This window comes from Plantactinospora sonchi, assembly GCF_036422035.1.
GTDB lineage: Bacteria > Actinomycetota > Actinomycetes > Mycobacteriales > Micromonosporaceae > Plantactinospora > Plantactinospora sonchi.
In genome coordinates this window covers 269,047-286,678 of the sequence record NZ_JAZGQK010000016.1, presented here as the reverse complement: position 1 = coordinate 286,678, position 17,632 = coordinate 269,047, and the positions used below count along the sequence as shown (strand labels likewise).

General features: G+C 74.1%; 12 protein-coding genes and 2 pseudogenes. 3 read left to right on the top strand and 11 right to left on the bottom strand.

Annotated features, from left to right (window positions below; all coding sequences use genetic code 11):
• The first annotated feature begins 211 nt into the window (after nt 1–211).
• Nucleotides 212–2,341, top strand: a complete 2,130-nt coding sequence (locus V1633_RS19760) for a M14 family zinc carboxypeptidase (RefSeq protein WP_331215828.1) — start codon at nt 212–214, stop codon at nt 2,339–2,341.
• Between the two features lie 127 nt (nt 2,342–2,468).
• Nucleotides 2,469–3,251 (top strand): fasciclin domain-containing protein, encoded by a 783-nt coding sequence (locus tag V1633_RS19755; protein ID WP_331215827.1) that lies wholly within the window; start codon nt 2,469–2,471, stop codon nt 3,249–3,251.
• Nucleotides 3,252–3,449: 198 nt separating this feature from the next.
• Here V1633_RS19755 and V1633_RS19750 read toward each other — a convergent pair whose 3' ends face one another.
• The 6 genes from V1633_RS19750 to trpC all read right to left on the bottom strand — a co-directional run bounded on the left by V1633_RS19750 (nt 3,450) and on the right by trpC (nt 12,120).
• The gene (locus tag V1633_RS19750; protein WP_331215826.1) at nt 3,450–6,218 is read right to left on the bottom strand and encodes an ATP-binding protein; all 2,769 of its coding nucleotides are present in this window, start codon (nt 6,216–6,218) and stop codon (nt 3,450–3,452) included.
• A 199-nt stretch (nt 6,219–6,417) separates the two neighbouring features.
• Nucleotides 6,418–7,617: an FAD-dependent oxidoreductase gene (locus V1633_RS19745; RefSeq protein ID WP_331215825.1), complete on the bottom strand. Its 1,200-nt coding sequence runs from the start codon at nt 7,615–7,617 to the stop codon at nt 6,418–6,420.
• A 17-nt stretch (nt 7,618–7,634) separates the two neighbouring features.
• Nucleotides 7,635–8,921 (bottom strand): prolipoprotein diacylglyceryl transferase, encoded by a 1,287-nt coding sequence (gene lgt / locus V1633_RS19740; protein ID WP_331215824.1) that lies wholly within the window; start codon nt 8,919–8,921, stop codon nt 7,635–7,637.
• Nucleotides 8,922–9,147: 226 nt separating this feature from the next.
• Nucleotides 9,148–10,002 carry a tryptophan synthase subunit alpha gene (gene trpA / locus V1633_RS19735; protein ID WP_331215823.1) on the bottom strand — a complete coding sequence of 285 codons (855 nt, stop codon included), beginning with the start codon at nt 10,000–10,002 and terminating at the stop codon, nt 9,148–9,150.
• Nucleotides 10,002–11,240 carry a tryptophan synthase subunit beta gene (gene trpB, locus V1633_RS19730; RefSeq protein ID WP_331215822.1) on the bottom strand — a complete coding sequence of 413 codons (1,239 nt, stop codon included), beginning with the start codon at nt 11,238–11,240 and terminating at the stop codon, nt 10,002–10,004. The genes trpA and trpB overlap by 1 nt, the downstream gene beginning before the upstream one ends.
• Before the next feature lie 16 nt (nt 11,241–11,256).
• Entirely contained in the window at nt 11,257–12,120 is an 864-nt protein-coding gene (gene trpC / locus V1633_RS19725; protein WP_331215821.1) for an indole-3-glycerol phosphate synthase TrpC, read from the bottom strand.
• Between the two features lie 387 nt (nt 12,121–12,507).
• Here trpC and V1633_RS19720 point away from each other — a divergent pair.
• Nucleotides 12,508–12,759 (top strand): annotated as a pseudogene (locus V1633_RS19720) (hypothetical protein); the annotation flags it as partial.
• Nucleotides 12,760–12,871: 112 nt separating this feature from the next.
• On the opposite strand, the gene V1633_RS19715 reads toward V1633_RS19720, so the two are convergent.
• From V1633_RS19715 to V1633_RS19695, 5 genes and pseudogenes are all read right to left on the bottom strand, one after another.
• Entirely contained in the window at nt 12,872–13,519 is a 648-nt protein-coding gene (locus V1633_RS19715) for a Trp biosynthesis-associated membrane protein (RefSeq protein WP_407952059.1), read from the bottom strand.
• Nucleotides 13,516–15,078: an anthranilate synthase component I gene (locus V1633_RS19710; RefSeq protein WP_331215820.1), complete on the bottom strand. Its 1,563-nt coding sequence runs from the start codon at nt 15,076–15,078 to the stop codon at nt 13,516–13,518. Before V1633_RS19710 ends, V1633_RS19715 begins: the two co-directional genes overlap by 4 nt.
• Nucleotides 15,079–15,100: 22 nt before the next feature.
• On the bottom strand, nt 15,101–15,541 hold the full coding sequence (gene hisI, locus V1633_RS19705; protein ID WP_407952064.1) for a phosphoribosyl-AMP cyclohydrolase: 441 nt from the start codon (nt 15,539–15,541) through the stop codon (nt 15,101–15,103).
• A 273-nt stretch (nt 15,542–15,814) separates the two neighbouring features.
• Nucleotides 15,815–16,495 (bottom strand): annotated as a pseudogene (locus tag V1633_RS19700) (nucleotidyltransferase domain-containing protein); the annotation flags it as partial.
• Nucleotides 16,496–16,563: 68 nt separating this feature from the next.
• Nucleotides 16,564–17,565, bottom strand: a complete 1,002-nt coding sequence (locus V1633_RS19695; protein WP_331215819.1) for an aldo/keto reductase — start codon at nt 17,563–17,565, stop codon at nt 16,564–16,566.
• Between the last annotated feature and the right edge of the window lie 67 nt (nt 17,566–17,632).

The following is a 17,632-nucleotide window of genomic DNA, read 5'->3' as shown; positions in this document are numbered from 1 at the left end:
GAAGGGCCCCTTGCTAACACCTCGGCGCGGTCCGGCTGACACCTTGGCGTGGCTCCGGCTGACACCCCGGCGTGGCCGCGCCGAGCCCTGGGTGCGGTTGAGCGGGCCCGGTGATCCTCAAATCCTGCTCAAGATCATTGCTTCGTCCGCTGAGGACGATGAAGATGACCCGCATGCAGTCCCAGCTCAATCCCCCTCCCCCGGAGCTCGCATGCGTTTAAGACGACCCACAGTCATCGTCCTCTCCGCACTTCTCGCCGCCACCCTCGGCACGGTCACCGCGCCGTCGACCGCGCTGGGTCAGCCGGCCCCGACCACCGTCGTGGCCGCCGAGCCGAACCAGGTCACCGGCCTCACGGTCAGCCAGGCTGACGGATTCGCCACGCTCGCCTGGACCCCGGTCGACGGTGCCACCGACTACCAGGTCGAACGCACCCCCGTCGACGCCGGCGACGTGGCCACCGGCCCGTCGGTGGTCGTCGGCGTCTGGCGCCCCAACCGGCAGATCAACAACGAGTCGCCGACCTTCGCCGACGCCGGGTTCAACCCCGGTGACCGGTTCCAGTGGCGGGTACGCGCCCGGTTCGGCACCACCGAACAGCCGTACTCGGCACCGGTCGCCGGTACGACGAAGCAGCCGTGGGGCGCCCCCGACACCCCCGGGCAGAACCTGCGCACCCAGTGGGAGACCACCAGGGCGGCGCAGTACACCAGCGACGTCGACGAGTACGCCTACACCGCCGAGATCGACCGGCTCAGCGACCGGGTCCGTACGGTGGAGATCGGTCGTACCGTGCTCGGCCGGCCGATCAACATGCTCGTCTTCGGCTACCCGAAGCCGCCGGCCACCGCCGAGGCGGTCGCCGCGACCTCGCCGCTGGCGATCAACTGCAACGTGCACGGCAACGAGCCGGGCGACCGCGAAGCCTGCCTGATCATGGCGCGCCAGCTGGCCTTCGGCACCGACACCCGGACCACCGACCTGCTGTCGCACACCACGGTCCTGATCGTCCCGACCATCAACGGTGACGGTCGGGCCGCCAACACCCGGGGCAACTCGACCGGGCAGGACCTCAACCGCGACTACTCGCTGATCCGCCAGCCGGAGACCGCCGCGTACGTCAACATGCTCCGCCAGTACCGGCCGGTCGCCGGTTACGACGGGCACGAGTACGGCAACGCGCAGGCCGGCGACCTGCCGATGCTGCCGCCCCGGCACCAGAACGTGGCGCAGGGCATCTTCGACGAGTCCCTCGACATGATCGAGGGCCACATGTACGTCGAGGGCGCCCGGGACGGCTGGTGGGCGTGCCCGTACGGCTGCGCCAACGGCAGCGGCGTGGGGCTGAGCGAGGAGACCATCCTGCGCAACACCCTGGGCCTGAAGAACGTGGTGAACTCGCTGCTGGAGCTGCGCAGCTCCGGCGGGGCGACCCGGCCGGACGAGGGGAACACGGCGAACAACCGCCGCCGGAAGACCTTCTCCGCACTGTGGACGTTCAACCAGTTCCTCGACTACCACCGCGAGCAGCTCGGCGACATCAAGCGGAACCGGGCCGAGGCGATCGAGTTCCAGGCCGGCAACACCGGCCGGATCGTGTTCCGGGGTTCGCGGGTCATCCCGCTGCACCCGGCGCCGCACCCGGGCGAGGCGGGGCCGCGTGAGGACCTGCCGGAGCCGGAGATGATCCTGGACAACGCACCGTGCGCGTACAAGCTCACCGAGGAGCAGTACAACGGGGCGCGTACCGACGGTCCGGGCGGGGTCGGTGCCACGCTGGCGCAGCGGATCGCCGCGCACGGCTGGAAGGTGGTCAAGGCCGCCGACGGCTACTACGTGCCGCTGGCCCAGCCGGAGCGGGGTCTGATCCCGCTGCTGCTGGACGCGCAGGGCGCCGAGGAGTGGGTCGACGGGACGCGGGTCTATCCGACCGGCACCGGTCGGCACAACGGTCCGCTGACCGTCACCGGCTTCACCTGCATCGCGGGTGGTTCGGTCAACGGACCGGTCACGGTCCGGCCGGGCGCGACCCTGGTCGCCACCGGCACGACGTTCAACGGGCCGATCAACGCCGCCGGTGCCGCCGGGGTCTTCCTCGGCGACAGCACGGTCCGTGGCCCGGTGCAGGTCGCGAACGGTACCGGCCCGGTCTCGCTGGTCGGCAACACCGTCTCCGGTCCGCTGAACCTGGTCGGCAACACCGGCGCCGACGCGCCACTGGTCGCCGGCAACACGGTCAACGGTCCGCTCAACTGCACGGGCAACGGCCCGACGCCGACCAACATCGAGGTTCCGAACTCGGTCAACGGTCCGCGTGCGGGGCAGTGCGCGGCGCTGTGACGCCGTACCGGTGGTGAGCTGAACACCACCGGGGTTGGTCATCCGTCGTGGGGGGGGGGGGGGGGGGGGGGGCGCGCGCCCCCCCCCCCCCCCACGACACCTGTTCGCCCCCGCTGGGAGGTCCGCCGTGTCCGAGCTGTTCGTTCCGCCCGCCGATCCCGGTCCCGCCGCCGGCCGCCACACCGGTCACCCCGGTCGGGCCGCGCACGCCGGTCGGCATGACCACCCGGTCCGGGTACGCCCGCGCAACCGGCTCGGCCTTGTCGCCGCCGTCCTGCTGCTGGTGACGGCAGCAGCCGGCTGCTCCTCCGACGGTGCGGGCGGTTCCGGTGCCGCGGCCGGCCGGGACGGGCCCGACCCGGCGGCGGCCGGTGGGGTGACCGGGACCGGCGGGGTGACCGGACCGCTCTGCGCCGCCCTACCGGCCGGCACCGACCCCGGTAATCCGGAGTCGCTGGCCGGCGAGCCGGCCGACGTGGCCCTGCGGTGGCTGCCGGTGCTGACGAAGTTCGAGGCGGCGGTCCGGGCGGCCGGGCTCTCGGCAGAGCTGCGCGCCCCGGAGGGGATCACCATCCTGGCGCCGACCGACGACGCGTTCGGACGCAAGTTCTCCGAGGACAACCTCGACGACCTGATGATCCACCAGCGGGACAAGCTGCGTACGCTGCTCCGGGCGCATCTGGTCGCCGGTGCGCGCCCGCTTTCGGAGCTGATCGCGGCCGGCAGTGTCACCACACTGGACGGTACCCGGGTCCCGGTGACCCAGGCGACGGAGCCGATGGCCCGGTTCGGCGACGCCGCCGAGACCGTCTGCGCCGACTACCGGATCGCCGGCGGACGGATCCACATCGTCAACGGGGTCCTGGGCAACCTGCCGACCACCGCCGGCCAGGGCGAGCCCGCCCACTGAGCTCGGGCGGACACCGTCGGGAACGGCGGGTGAGCCGGCCGAGACGCTGCCGCCCGAGACGCTGCCGCCCGACCCGCCGACTGACCACCGGCCACTCCGGCACGCCCGCCGTGACCGGCGCCCCCGACCCTGCCTTCCGGGCGGCCCGCGCACCGCGCCCGCCGGACCCGCGGCGACGGGTACGTCCCGACGGCCGGGTCAGCCGCTGACCGGGCCGGTCGGGACACCCTCGGCGGTGGTGAGCAGCGCGTCGACGCCCAGCTCCCGGCCCCACCGACGGGCCTCCGGGTAGCGTTCGCCGAGGTCGGCGCGGAGCGCCCGACGGGTCGCCTCGACGTCCGCGCGCTCACAGGTCGGCACCGGCGCGCCGATCTCGGCACGGATCCGCTCGGCAGCGCCGAGCAGCATCGCGCCCCGGCTCGGATCCCGCTCGAGTCGGGCCACCTCGGCCAGCCCCTCCAGCACGCTCGCGGTCCGCCACCGGTCGCCGACCTGTCGGTGGGCGGCCAGGCTCGCCCGCAGGTGTGCCGCCGCCCGGCCGGTCCGTCCAGCACGCAGCTCGACCAGTCCCCGCAGGTTGTGTGCCCAGCCGACCCCCTCCGGGAAGCCGATCGCGGAGTGCCGGCGCAACGCGACGTCGAGCAGCGACGACGCACGGTCGACGTCACCCCGGTAGAGCGCCACCGCACCGAGGTTCATCAGGGCGCTCGCCGCCGCGAGCGGGTCGCCCAGCGCCTCGTACCGGCGCAGGCTCGCCCGGAGCCGCGAGTCGGCCCGGTCCAGGTCGCCGGCGAGCCATGCGGTGAACCCGCGCAGTTCGGTGATCTGCGCTTCGCTCCACTCGTCGGCGCACTCCCCGAAGATCGCGCCGGCGGCGGCCAGGTGGGCGGCGGACTCCGGATAGCGCGCCTGCTCGCGGGCGACCGAGCCGAGGATCTGTTCCACCCGTGCCTCGCCGGGGCGGTCCCCGGCCGTCCGGCAGGCCGCCCGGGCGAGTTCCGCGTACCTGATCGCCGCCGGGTAGTCGCAGCGCAGCATCGCCAGCATCGCCGCGCCGGTGCCGGCCCGGACCCGCAGCGCGGCCGGCGCCCCCGGGTGCCGGGCCAGGGCGGCGGACAGCCAGGCGTGCCCCTCCCGGTAGTGGCCCTCCAGCCGCCAGAACATCACCAGCGCGGCGGCGAGCCGCAAGTCGCCGTGGGTCGGCCCGCCGGCCCCCGCCTCGCTGAGCCAGGCCAACGCCGAGCGGAGATTCGCCGCCTCGGCGCGCAGCCGGCTCAGCGACCGCTCCTGGGCGGCGCCCCGCAGCTGGTTGTCGGCGCGCTGGGCCAACTCCAGGTAGTACCTCGCGAGGGTGTGCCGGGCCGCCGGCTCGTCACCGGAGGCGGCCAGCCGGGCCGCCGCGTGTCGCCGGATCGGCCCCAGCATCCGGTAGCGGACCGGGTCGGCCGCCAACGGCTCGACCAGGGACGCCTCGACCAGCGCGGTCAGCGCGGCCGGTGCGGCAGCCGACACCGGCTCGACCGGGGACGCCTCGACCGGGGCGGCCGGGGCGGCAGCCGACACCGCCTCGACCGGGGACGGCTCGACCGGGGCGGCCGGGGCGACCGACCGGCCGAGCGCCCGGGCGGCACCGACGTCGAACCCGCCGACACAGACCGAGAGCCGGTCGAACAGCCGGCAGGCATCGGCGTCCAACTGGGCGAGGCTGGACTCCACCGCCGCAGCGAGGCTGCGGTGCCGGTCCGGGGCGGTCGGGTCCGGGCTGCGCAGCAGCCGTACGTCGCCCCGCAACCGCGCGATGATCTCGTTGACGCTCAACAGCGGGGTCCGGGCCGCGGCCAGCTCGATCGCGAGCGGCAGACCGTCGAGTTCGGCACAGAGCCGGGCCACCGCGTCCGCGCTCGCCTCGGGCACCGGGCGCCCGCAGACCTGTCGCGCCCGTTCCAGGAAGAGCCGGGTGGCCGGATGCGCGGCGAGCGCACCGATGGTGTGCCCGGTCCGCTCCGGCGGTACGCCGAGGGCCGGTACCCGGATCCGGGACTCGCCGGGGACTCCCAGCCCGACCCGGCTGGTGGCCAGCACCCGCAGTTCCGGACAGCGGGCCAGCAGCCGGCCGACGAGTTCCGCACAGCCCGCGACGAGGTGCTCGCAGTTGTCCAGGAGCAGCAGCGCCCGGACCGTACCGAGGTCGGCGAGGAGAGACTCGACGACGTCCGCACCGACATCGGGTACGCCGAGCGCGGCGGCGACCGCCTGCGGCACCCGTACCGGGCTCTCCACCGCGCTGAGGTCGACGAACCAGACGGGTCCTTCGGTGACCCGCTCGGCCACGGCCACCGCCAGCCGGGTCTTGCCCGCACCGCCGGTCCCGGTCAGGGTGACCAGGCGATGCTCCCGCAGCCGCTGTCCGACGGCGTCGAGCAGCTCCTCGCGACCGACCAGCCCGGTCAGCGGGACCGGGAGCCGGGCCGCCGGACGGGGTCGGGCCACTGACGGACGCGGGGCCACCGGCGGAAGCGGCGCCGGTGCCGGATCCGCCGCCCAGTTCTCCGTCAGTCGACCCAGCCGTACCGCCTCGGCCAGCAGACAGATCCGGCCGGCCGGCTCGACGCCCAGGTGTTCGAGGAAGACCGCGCGGGCCCGCCGTTCCACCTCGGCGGCGGCCCGCCGACCGTCGGCGAGGTACGCGGCGACGAGCAGCAGTTCCCACAGCCGGGCCCGCAGCGGATGCCGGGTCACCGCCGCCTCCAGCTCGGCCAGGGCGGCACCGGCCAGCCGGGCGCCGGCCTCACCGGCGGCCACCACCGACCGGTCGGCGCGCGGGCCTCCGGCGGCGGTGTACGCCGCGACGGCCGCCCGCAGTTCGCCCTCCCACCGCTGCTCGAAGGCGTCGATCCGGGCCAGCGGTGGCCGCGCCCCACCATCGGGGGGAACCTGCCGACCCGCCTCGACCTGCTGGTCAGACACGCTGTGCCGCAACTGGGAGCCCTCACCTTCGCTCCCCGGTAGTGTGCGTGCCGTCCGACGGCGGGGTCATCCCCCCGATCGGTCGGTTAACCCGCGAACGGAGGTACGCCGGGACCCGCTCGGGCGGCCACCGACTTCGATTCGGATACCGCCGTCTCGCCCGGGTCGCAACGATCCGGCAGGCGGCATCTCCGGACGGTCAGGCCGGCGGATGCCACTGGGCGGCGGCGGTCGCCGCGCTGCCCATCAGCCGCGGCGTGATGGTGCCGAGCGCCGCGTCCCGGGCCCGCAGCGCCAACCGGCCCCGGGCCTGCAGCACCGCCGACATCCGTCGGGTCTGCCGGACCACGGTCGCGGCCCGGGGCCGCCGGGTACGGCTGTACGCCTCGACCGCCTCCCGCAACGCCGTACCGGGGATCGCCTCCCGGACCAGCACCTGCAGGGTGGCGGCGTCCTCAAGGGCCAGACAGGCGCCCTGACCGAGGTGGTGCGGCATGGCGTGCGCCGAGTCGCCGAGCAGGACGATCCCGCCGGTGCCCGCCGGATAGCCGTACGACCGGGGCAGTGGTCGCAGTTCCCGGACCTCCTGCTGGACCAGGTCCTCCGGCTCGGTGGCGGCGAGCAGGTCGGCGATCGGTGCCGGCCAGTTGGCGAACCAGCGGCGGAGCAGCGCGAGCTGGGTCGCCGGCGACTCCGGTCGCGACGCGCCGGCCGCGGTCGCCACCCAGTAGATCCCGCCCCGGGTCGAGCCTCCGGAGGATCCGCGTTCGCCGAGCGACGCCGCGACGAAACGGTAGCCGGCGCCGAGGGTCTCCCCGCCGACCGGACGGTCCGCCGGCAGCTGCGGCGCCCGGTACCAGGGGATCACCGCCCGCCAGGCGGCACAGCCGGAGCTGACCACGGTGGCGCCGGGAGCCAGCCGGCGGCGTACCACGCTGTCGATGCCGTCGGCGGCGACGATCAGGTCCGCCTCGTAGGTGCTCCGGCCGTCGCCGACACTCGGCCGTTCGCCGTCGGCCGCCGACACGGCCCGTACCTCCACGCCGGTGCGGATCTCCACCCGGTCACCGAGCCCGGCCACCAGCGCGTCGTGCAGGTCCTCGCGGTGGACCACCACCGGGGCCCGGTCACCGGGTACCGGTCGCGGCTGTACCAGCCACTGGCCGTCGGGACGGCGGACGCCGCTGTCCGGCAGCGGGGTGGCGATCGCCGCCAGTCCGTCGCCGAGGCCGAGCGCACGCAGTGCCCGTACCCCGTTGGGCCAGAGGATCAACGCGGTGCGGCCCGCCCGCACCCGGTCGTCACGCTCCAGGAGGGTCACCTGCCAGCCGGTCCGAGCCAGCGCACCAGCGGTCGCCAGCCCACCGATCCCGGCGCCCACCACCACGGCCGTACGCATCGGTCCGGCGCCCCCGCTCAACGGTCCCGATCGGCGGCTGGCCCGCGGGTCGCCTCGGCCGGGGTCTCCGGGCCGGTGCCGGCCGGTACGTCGGCGGGCTGGTCGCCGCCGTCAGGTGCGTCGGCGGGCACGTTGCCGCCGTCAGCCGCGTCGGCCGGCACGTCGGTGCCGTCAGGTGTGGCGGTGGCGGCGCCTGCGGGTGCCTCGGTGTCGGCGCCAGTTGTGTCGGTCGAGGATCGCAAGCCGTCCGCACCCGGGGTGTCGTCACCGGCCGGGTCGCCGTCCTCGGGGGGAGCCTCGCCGGTCCGCTGGTGGTGCTGGAACTGCTCCTCGGTGACCACCCGGTAGCCGCTCGGCGCGACCGCGGTGGCCTGGCGGGCCCGCGAGACGTCGACCTGGGAGACGTCCCCGCCGGTCGCGGTGACCGGCTCGGCGGCGACGCCGACCGGGATGACGTACTGCTGGGGGCCCCGGACCCGGACGAAGTAGACCAGCGCGCCGAGGAAGACCAGCGCCGCCGTCCAGACGTTGAGCCGTACGCCGAGGAAGTGGGTGGCCGAGTCGGTCCGCATCATCTCGATCCAGAACCGGCCGGCGGTGTAGCCCATCACGTAGAGGGCGAAGGCGCGTCCCCGGCCGAACCTGAACCGGCGGTCGAGGGCGTAGACCAGAACCGCGACGCCGACGTTCCAGAGCGCCTCGTAGAGGAAGGTCGGGTGGAAGAGCCCGGGTTCGAGGACCGGGTTGCCGTTGTCGTCGCGCAGCGCCTGCCCGGGGTTTGCCGGGTCCATCCGGTGGACCTCCAGCCCCCAGGGCAGGGTGGTCGGGCCGCCGAAGAGTTCGTTGTTGAACCAGTTGCCGATCCGGCCGACGGCCTGGGCCAGCGGCAGCCCCGGGGCCAGCGCGTCGGCCACCAGGGTCAGCGGAAGGCCGAGCTGCCGGACGGCCAGCCAGGCCCCCACCGCACCGCCCGCCACCGCACCCCAGATGCCGAGCCCGCCCTCCCAGATGTAGAGGGCCCGGATCGGGTCACCGTCCTCGCCGAAGTAGGCACCGGGAGAGGTGATCACGTGGTAGATCCGGGCACCGACGATGCCGAACGGCACCGCCCAGACCGCGATGTCGAGGACCGCCCAGGGAGCGACGCCACGGCGGCGCAGTCGCAGCTCCGTCACCACACAGGCGACCACGATGCCGAGCACGATGCAGAGCGCGTACGCCCGGACCGGCACCGGCCCGAGCTGCCACACGGCGGTGGCGGGACTGGGCAGGGCCGCCTGAGGAGTTAGCGAGGCGAGGGTCACGGGTGCACAGGCTACCGTCGTCACCCCTGCCAGCGGCACCCCGGTCCGGTTGGCAACTGCTGGCGAACCGAGTCCGCTTTGTCCGGGCGCGGGCGCACCTGTCCGGGAACGACACGAACGCGAGCGGCCCGGAGAGCCGGTGGGACACGGGTGGTGACCCGCGACGGGATCAAGCCTGACCGCCCAGAGCGGGGCACCCGGCCCCAGCCCGCACTTCGCGGACGGGTCAGGTCGGAACGGCCCGGACGCCCTCGGCGAGTTCGGCGCTGAGCGTACGCAGGGCGGTCAGCCCCGCCGCCTGATCCGGCGCCTCCAGCACGGTACGGACCAGCGCGCTGCCGACGATCACCCCGTCGGCGTACCGGCCGACCTCGGCGGCCTGTGCCCCGGTGCCGACGCCCAGGCCGACCCCGACCGGCAGCCCGGTGACCTCCCGGACCCGGCTGACCAGCCTCGGGGCGGCCTCCGAGGTGCTCTCGCGGGCGCCGGTGACACCCATCAGCGCGGTGGCGTAGACGAAACCCCGGCAGTGCCCGACCGTCATCGCCAGCCGCTCGTCTGTGGACGACGGGGCGACCAGGAAGGTCCGGTCCAGCCCGTACGCGTCGGAGGCGGCCAGCCACGCCGCCGCCTCCTCCGGAATCAGGTCCGGGGTGATCAGGCCGGTGCCCCCGGCGCTCGCGAGGTCGCGGGCGAAGGCGTCGACGCCGTACCGCTCGATCGGGTTCCAGTAGGTCATGGTGACCACCGGGGCGCCGGTGGCGGCGACCGCCTCGATGATCCGCAGGGTGTCCGCGACGCGTACGCCCCCGGCGAGCGCGATGTCGCTGGCCCGCTGGATCACCGGGCCGTCCATCACCGGATCGGAGTACGGGATCTCGACCTCGATCACGTCGACGCCGGCCTCGATCATCGCCGTCATCGCGGTGATGCTGCCCGGCACGGTCGGGAAGCCGGCCGGCATGCAGCCGATCAGCAGGGCGCGCCCCTCGGCGCGGGCCTTGGCGAAGGCGACCGCGATGCTCCGCCCGGACGGCGTCCCCTGCTCGGTGGCCAGCACCGACTGACCGACGTCACCCATCACGCCCGCTCCCCGTCGAGAATGCCGAAGTACTCGCCGGCGGTGTGCACGTCCTTGTCGCCCCGGCCGGAGAGGTTGACCACGATGGTGGGCTCGCGGCCCAACTCGGCGGTGAGGGCCGGGATGATCCGCAGCGTGCCGGCGAGCGCGTGCGCGCTCTCGATCGCCGGAATGATCCCCTCGGTCCGGCAGAGCAGCTGGAACGCGGCCATCGCCTCGGCGTCGGTGACCGGCTCGTACCGGGCCCGACCGAGGTCGTTGAGCCAGGCGTGCTCGGGGCCGACGCCGGGGTAGTCCAGCCCGGCGGAGATCGAGTGGGACTCGACCGTCTGACCGTCCTCGTCCTGCAGCACGTACGTCCGGGTGCCGTGCAGCACGCCGGAGGACCCGCCGGTGATGCTGGAGGCGTGCCGGCCGGTCTCCAGCCCGTCGCCGCCCGCCTCGAAGCCGTACAGCCGGACCTCGTCGTCGGGCACGAAGGCGTGGAAGATGCCGAGCGCGTTGGAGCCGCCGCCGACGCACGCGGTGACCGCGTCGGGCAGCCCCCCGGTCAGCTCCAGGCACTGCTGGCGGGCCTCGACCCCGATGCCCCGGACGAACTCGCGGACCATCGTCGGGAACGGATGCGGACCAGCGGTGGTGCCGATCAGGTAGTGGGTCCGGTCGACGTTGGCGACCCAGTCCCGCATCGCCTCGTTCATCGCGTCCTTGAGGGTGCGCGAGCCGGCGGTGACCGGGACGACGGTGGCGCCGAGCATCCGCATCCGGGCCACGTTGAGCGCCTGCCGCTGGGTGTCCACCTCACCCATGTAGACCACGCACTCCAGGTCGAGGTACGCGGCCGCGGTCGCGCTCGCCACCCCGTGCTGCCCGGCGCCGGTCTCGGCGATCACCCGGGGCTTGCCCATCCGTTTGGTGAGCAGTGCCTGGCCGAGCACGTTGCGGACCTTGTGCGCCCCGGTGTGGTTGAGGTCCTCCCGCTTGAGCAGGATCCTGGCCCCGACCCGCGCGGAGAGCCGTTCGGCCCGGTAGAGCAGGGACGGGATGTTGGCGTACTCGCGCAGCATCCGGTTGAACTCGGCCTGAAAGGTCGGGTCGGCCAGTGCCTCCCGGTACGCCACGTCCAGCTCGTCGAGCGCGGCGACCAGCGCCTCGGGCACGAACCGGCCGCCGTACCGGCCGAAGTGGCCGGCGGCGTCGGGCATCGGGGTGCCGGTGGTCAGGGATGGCGCGGTCATGCCGACCTCCTCGTGCTCATCGCACCGGACGGGGGGTGGCCGGGTGGTTGCCGGCGTTGACCAGCTCGGCCACCGCCTCCCGGGGACTCTTCTGGGTGACCAGCCCCTCGCCGACCAGTACGGCGTCGGCGCCGGCCGAGGCGTACCGGATCAGGTCGTGCGGGCCACGCACCCCGGACTCAGCGATCTTGACGACGCTGTTCGGCAGGCCGGGCGCGATCCGTTCGAAGACCGACCGGTCGACCTCGAGGGTACGCAGGTTGCGGGCGTTCACCCCGATGACCTGGGCGCCGGCTTCCAACGCCCGGTCGGCCTCCTCCTCGTCGTGCACCTCGACCAGTGCGGTCATGCCGAGCGACTCGATCCGTTCGAGGAGCCCGACCAGTACGTTCTGCTCCAGCGCGGCGACGATCAGCAGGACCAGGTCGGCGCCGTGGGCCCGGGCCTCGTGCACCTGGTAGCTGGATACGACGAAGTCCTTCCGGAGCACCGGGATGTTCACCGCGGCCCGGACCGCCGCCAGGTCGTCCAGCGACCCGCCGAACCACCGGCCCTCGGTCAGCACACTGATGCAGCGTGCCCCACCGGCGGCGTAGTCGCCGGCCAGGTCCGCCGGGTCGGCGATCTCGGCGAGCTGCCCCTTCGACGGCGACGACCGCTTGACCTCGGCGATCACCGCCACTCCGGGACGGCGCAGCGCCGCGTACGCGTCGAGCGGCGGTGGCGCCGCCGCCGCGAGCTGCTTCACCTGTTCCAGTGAGACCTGTTGCTGTCGGCGCTCGACGTCCTCCCGGACTCCGGCGAGGATCTCGTCGAGGACATTGGCGGACGCGGCCGGCCCGACGTCGTCGCCCTCCGCGTGCGGATGCTCAGCAGTCACCAACGGACTCCCCTCTCCGGGTGTCATGCGCCGATGCTAGGCGGCGCCACGGGACGGACGCCGTCGGGGGTATGGCGCGCTTCACGAGATGGGCTGGGGCATAATGCCTGACCTTTGTGAGCAGGAGATCACGCTCCGCGACCGCCGATCCGGGCGTTTCCGCGTCAGCGGGCCCCGTTCTCACCCGCTGTGACGCAACTCAACCGAGAAGGGCGAGTCGTGACGGCGACCCCGGTAGACCATGGGATGGAACCCTCGGGTGCCCCGGGACGGAACCGTTGATCCCGGGGTGACCCGACCGAAACACCACACCGGCACCATCAACCTCGGGCACACTGGTCGCGGGCGCCGCCGGCCAGCCGGATCGATCGTCGTACGGGGAAGACCATGAGCACACCGAAGCCTGGCTCGACCATCGACCTGATCAGCATTCCGCGGACCGTCCTCTCGGTCGCCGTCACGATGGTGCACAGCGTGGAGCGGGCGATGGTGGGCGAAACCCGGATCCGGACCTCCCGGGGCAACGCCTGGGAGGCGATCTGCGCCGACCGGGAGCGGGCGCACCGACGGGCCGAGGTCGCGGCGCTGGTGGCCGCGCTCGCCGCCACGCCGCCGGACCGGTCGGGTCGGCCCGCCGAGCCGCGGCCGGCCCACGGCGAGACCACGCGGAGCGCGGACCGGTCCGGTCGGTCCGCGGAGCGACGGCCGTCGCGGGGCGGTGCGTCGGCGCGGAACACCCGGCGGCAGCCGGTCAGCTGACCGTCGGGTCCTCACCCCGGTCGAGCGCGTCCCAGGCCGCCGTGGTCCGCCGGCCCTCCACCCGGTCGGCGGTCTCCGGTGTCCGGTCCGCCTTCGCCGGCCCGCCGCCGGGCCTGGACCGCTCGTAACGGGCGCCCATCACCGGCCAGCCCGCACCGCGTACCGCGGTGACGACACCGGCCGCCGCGGTGAGCAGACCGCCGAGGGCGCAGAGCACCGGCCAGCCGACGGATATCCCGCCGGGCGCGAGACCGAACCCGCCGTACACCCCACCGGCCAGCAGACCGGCGCCGACCAGTGTCAGCAGCACGCCGACCAGCCGGCGCCCGAGGCCCCGGGTGGCCAGGACGGCGCCGGCGGCGGCCAGCCCGACCAGGGCCAGCGCCGGTAGCCAGGGCAGCAGGTCGCCGCCGGTGCGGACGGTCCGGATGGCCGGCAGCGGCGCCGGTCGTGCGGTCAGTTCCACCGCCCAGGTCCGGGTCGACGCGAAGACCGCCAGGCCGGCACCGAGCAGGCAGAGCAGGACGGCGTACGTCAATCCGCGCCGGCCGGTCCGCGCCGGTCCGCCGTCGGCGTCCGCACCGGTGCCGGTGGTGCCACTGTCGGTGGCCTGGTCGGCCGCCGGGTCGTCGCCGCTCACCGGGCCGACCGTAGCGTCTCGGCCGCCGCGATCGCGGCCAGGACGGCGGCCGCCTTGCTCCGGGTCTCCCGCTCCTCGGCGGCCGGGTCGGAGTCGGCGACGATCCCGGCTCCGGCCTGTACGTACGCCCGGCCACCGCGCATCAGCGCGGTCCGGATCGCGATCGCCATGTCCAGGTCACCGCCGAAGCCGAAGTAGCCGACGGTGCCGCCGTACAGGCCGCGCCGGGCCGGCTCCAGCTCCTCGATGATCTCCATCGCCCGTACCTTGGGCGCGCCGGAGAGGGTGCCGGCCGGGAAGGTCGCGGCCAGCGCGTCGAAGGCGGTCCGGTCCTCGCGCAGCGTCCCGACAACCGTGGAGACGATGTGCATCACGTGGCTGTACCGCTCGATGGTGGCGAACTCCGGCACCTCGACGGTGCCCGGCTGACAGACCCGGCCGAGGTCGTTGCGGCCCAGGTCGACGAGCATGACGTGCTCGGAGCGCTCCTTCGGGTCGCTGATCAGCTCGTGGGCGAGCCGGGCGTCGTCGGCGGGGTCGACGCCCCGGGGGCGGGTGCCGGCGATCGGGTGCAGCATCGCCCGCCGCTCGCCGTCCTCGCCGATGGTGACCTTGACGTGCGCCTCCGGTGAGGAACCGACGATGTCGAAGTCGTCGAAGCGCAGCAGGTACATGTACGGGCTCGGGTTGGTGGCCCGGAGCACCCGGTAGACGTCCAGCGGGTCGGCCTCGGTCTGCCGTTCGAAACGCTGGGCCAGCACGATCTGGAAGCACTCACCGGCCCGGATCGCCTCCTTGGCGACCTCGACCGCCTTCGGGTACTCCCCCGCCGGGGTGCGGCTGACCACCTCGCCGACCGCCGGCCGGTCGACCACGGAGATCATCGGCGGGGTCGGCCGGGACAGTGCGGTGGTCATCGCGTCCAGCCGTCCGACCGCCTGGTGGTACGCGGCCGACACCTGGGCGGCCCGCCCCGCCGTGTCGTCCGGCGCCGGCAGGACGGCGTTCGCGACCAGGATCGCCGAGCCGTCGAAGTGGTCCAGCACCACCAGGTCGGTGGCGAGCATCATGCCCAGTTCGGGCACGCCGAGTTCGTCCTCGGTCAGCGTGGGCAGCCGTTCGATCCGGCGCACCACGTCGTAGCCGAGGTAGCCGACCATGCCTCCGGTCAGTGGGGGCAGTGGGCCGCTCTGACCGGCGAGCGTGGTCGGCCCGGTGAGCGCCGTGACGGTGGCCCGGAGCACCGCCATCGGGTCACCGTCGGTCGGCACCCCCTCCGGCGGCGTACCCAGCCACCGGGCCCGGCCGTTCCGCTCGACCAGGGTGGCCCCGCTGCGTACGCCGATGAACGAGTAGCGGGACCAGGCGATGCCGGCGGGGCCGGCGCCCTGTTCGGCCGACTCCAGCAGGAACGTGCCGGGTCCGCCGGCCAGCTTGCGGTAGACCCCGACCGGGGTCTCGCCGTCGGCGAGCAGCCGGCGGGTCACCGGCACCACCCGCCGGATCCGGGCCAGCTCGTGGAAGGTCGCCTCGTCCGGGCTCACCGCTCCGGTGGTCATCGGGTCACCGTCCCAGGGCTGCTCATCGGGTCGAGCCGGCCGGCGTGGCCCCGGTCACCGGCAGTTCGTCGGCGAAGCAGGTCCGGTCGCCGGTGTGACAGGCCGCACCCACCTGCTCGACGCTGACCAGCACCGCGTCCCCGTCGCAGTCCAGGGCGACCGCGTGCACGTACTGGTGGTGGCCGGAGGTGTCGCCCTTGACCCAGTACTCCCGGCGGCTGCGGGACCAGTAGGTGGCCCGACCGGTGGTGAGGGTGCGGTGCAGCGCCTCGTCGTCCATCCAGGCGACCATCAGCACCTCGCCCGAGTCGTGGGCGCGGACCACCGCGGTGACCAGGCCGTCGGGGTTTCGGCGCAGGCGGGCCGCGATCGCCGGGTCGAGCGCGGACGGTCGTGCGGGGCCGTCGGGCGCCGGCCCGGACGCGGTCAGCGGGACCGCCGGGGAGAGTTCTGGTACGGGCACAGTTCCCGATTGTCCCGCACGCGGGGCCGGTGTCGTCCACCCGTCCCGCCCCGGTTCCGGAGTCGGGCCGGTCGTGGCGGGCAGCACACCCGTCGTCGGAGCCGGTGTCGGGGTGCCCGGGCCCGTCGTCGAAGTCGCCGTCGGGGCGGCCGGCGGCCGGGCCCGGGCGAGTTGGTCGACGTACCGGCGCAGTCGGCCGTCACGGAGCGCGGCGGCCAGTTCCGGCCCGATCACCGGGACGATCGCGTCGGCGTACGGGCTGGCCAGCTCGACCACCCCACTGACCAGCCGACTGGCGGCGGCGTGCAGTCCGGCCAGGCTGTCGGGGCGCAGCCCGAGGCAGGTCAGCATGTCGGCGCGGTAGCCGTCGGGGGCGACCGGCAGGTCGAGCGCGGCGGTGAGCGCGGCCCGCCGGCTGGGCACGGTGACCGCCGGGTTGGCGAGTCGGACGACGGACGGGCAGCGCCGGGCCAGCTCGGCGGCGGCGAACCGGGCGCCGAACTCGTCCGCCGCCGCGCACGCCGCGCTCACCTTGCCCAGGGTCGCGACGACGTCCTCCAGCTCCGGGCCGCCGGGGCGTTGCCGGATCTCGGTCAAGGCGATCGATGATCGCCACTCGTCGCTCGCCCAGAGTAACCGCGCGGGCGCGACCACCGGCAGTCCGAAGGACCATTCGGCCGGCTGGTCGAGCCGGTCGAGCCAGGAGCGGACGTCTCGGATGGCGATCGAGAGGTGGGTCAGGCGGTCGCCGGTCTCGGCGAGCAGAGCGGGGTACGCCACAAACGGCTCGCCGCTGACCAGCACATCGATGTCCACATCGCTGTACGGGGTGGCGGCGCCCCGGGCGTGGCTGCCGCGCAGCAGCACGCCGACGACGGGCCGGCCGGGCAATCGGCGCAGCCGGTCCGTCCAGTCGTCGAGGAAACCGCGTTGCAGTAACGGACCGTGACCCACGGCGTCATCGTGCCCCAGCTCTGATCATGTTGCAACGCCCGATCATGCGCTCCCTGGGTGTTTCATACTTAATGCCCGAGAAATCGCTTTGATTGCTCGGGATACCGTTCGCCGGCGACCGCCTCGGGCGGCACCGCCGCAGAGAGCCGGGCGAGCTGGTCCGGGCTGAGGGTCAGCTCCGCCGCCGCCACGTTCTCCTCCAGGTAACGGATCCGCTTCGTACCGGGAATCGGCAGGACGTCGTCGCCCTGGGCGAGCAGCCAGGCCAGCGCGGCCTGGGCCGGCGTCGCGCCGACCTCGGCGGCGACCTCGCGAACCCGCTCGACCAGGTCGAGATTGGCGGCCAGGTTCTCCTCGGCGAACCGGGGCACCCCGATCCGGAAGTCGTCGGCGGCGAGCTGGTCGCGGTCGGTGATCGTGCCGGTGAGCAACCCCCGCCCCACCGGCGAGTACGCCACCAGCGCCACGCCCAGCTCCCGGCAGGTGGCCAGCATCTCCTTCTCCACGAAGCGGGTGAAGAGCGAGTACTCCATCTGCACCGCGGCGATCGGGTGCACGGCGTGTGCCGCGCGCAGGGTCGCCGGGCTCACCTCGGAGAGTCCGACGAACCGGACCTTGCCGTCGACGACCAGGTCGGCCAGCGCCCCGACGGTCTCCTCGATCGGCGTGTCCGGGTTGCGCCGGTGCAGGTAGTACAGGTCGATGGTGTCGATGCCGAGCCGGGTCAGCGAGGCGTCGCAGGCACGCCGCGCCCAGTCCGCGCTGCTGTCGACGTACGCCCCGGGCGAGGCGGTGGAGGTGGCGTCGTCGGCGAACCGGTTGCCGAACTTGGTGGCCAGGAAAACCTCGTCCCGACGCTTGCGCACCACCGGGCCGAGCAGTTCCTCGTTGGCCCCCCGCCCGTACATGTCGGCCGTGTCGAGGTGGTTGACACCCAGGTCAAGTGCCCGGTGCAGGGTACGCGTCGAGGCGGCGTCGTCCCGGCTGCCGTAGGCCATGCTCATGCCCATACAGCCCAGGCCGAGCGCGGACACCTCCGGGCCGACCGCGCCCAGTTTCCGGCTCCTCATGCCGACACCACCTCCGACACGGGACGCGTCGCCACGGGTCCCCGGCCGGTCCGGCGGTACCTCTCGC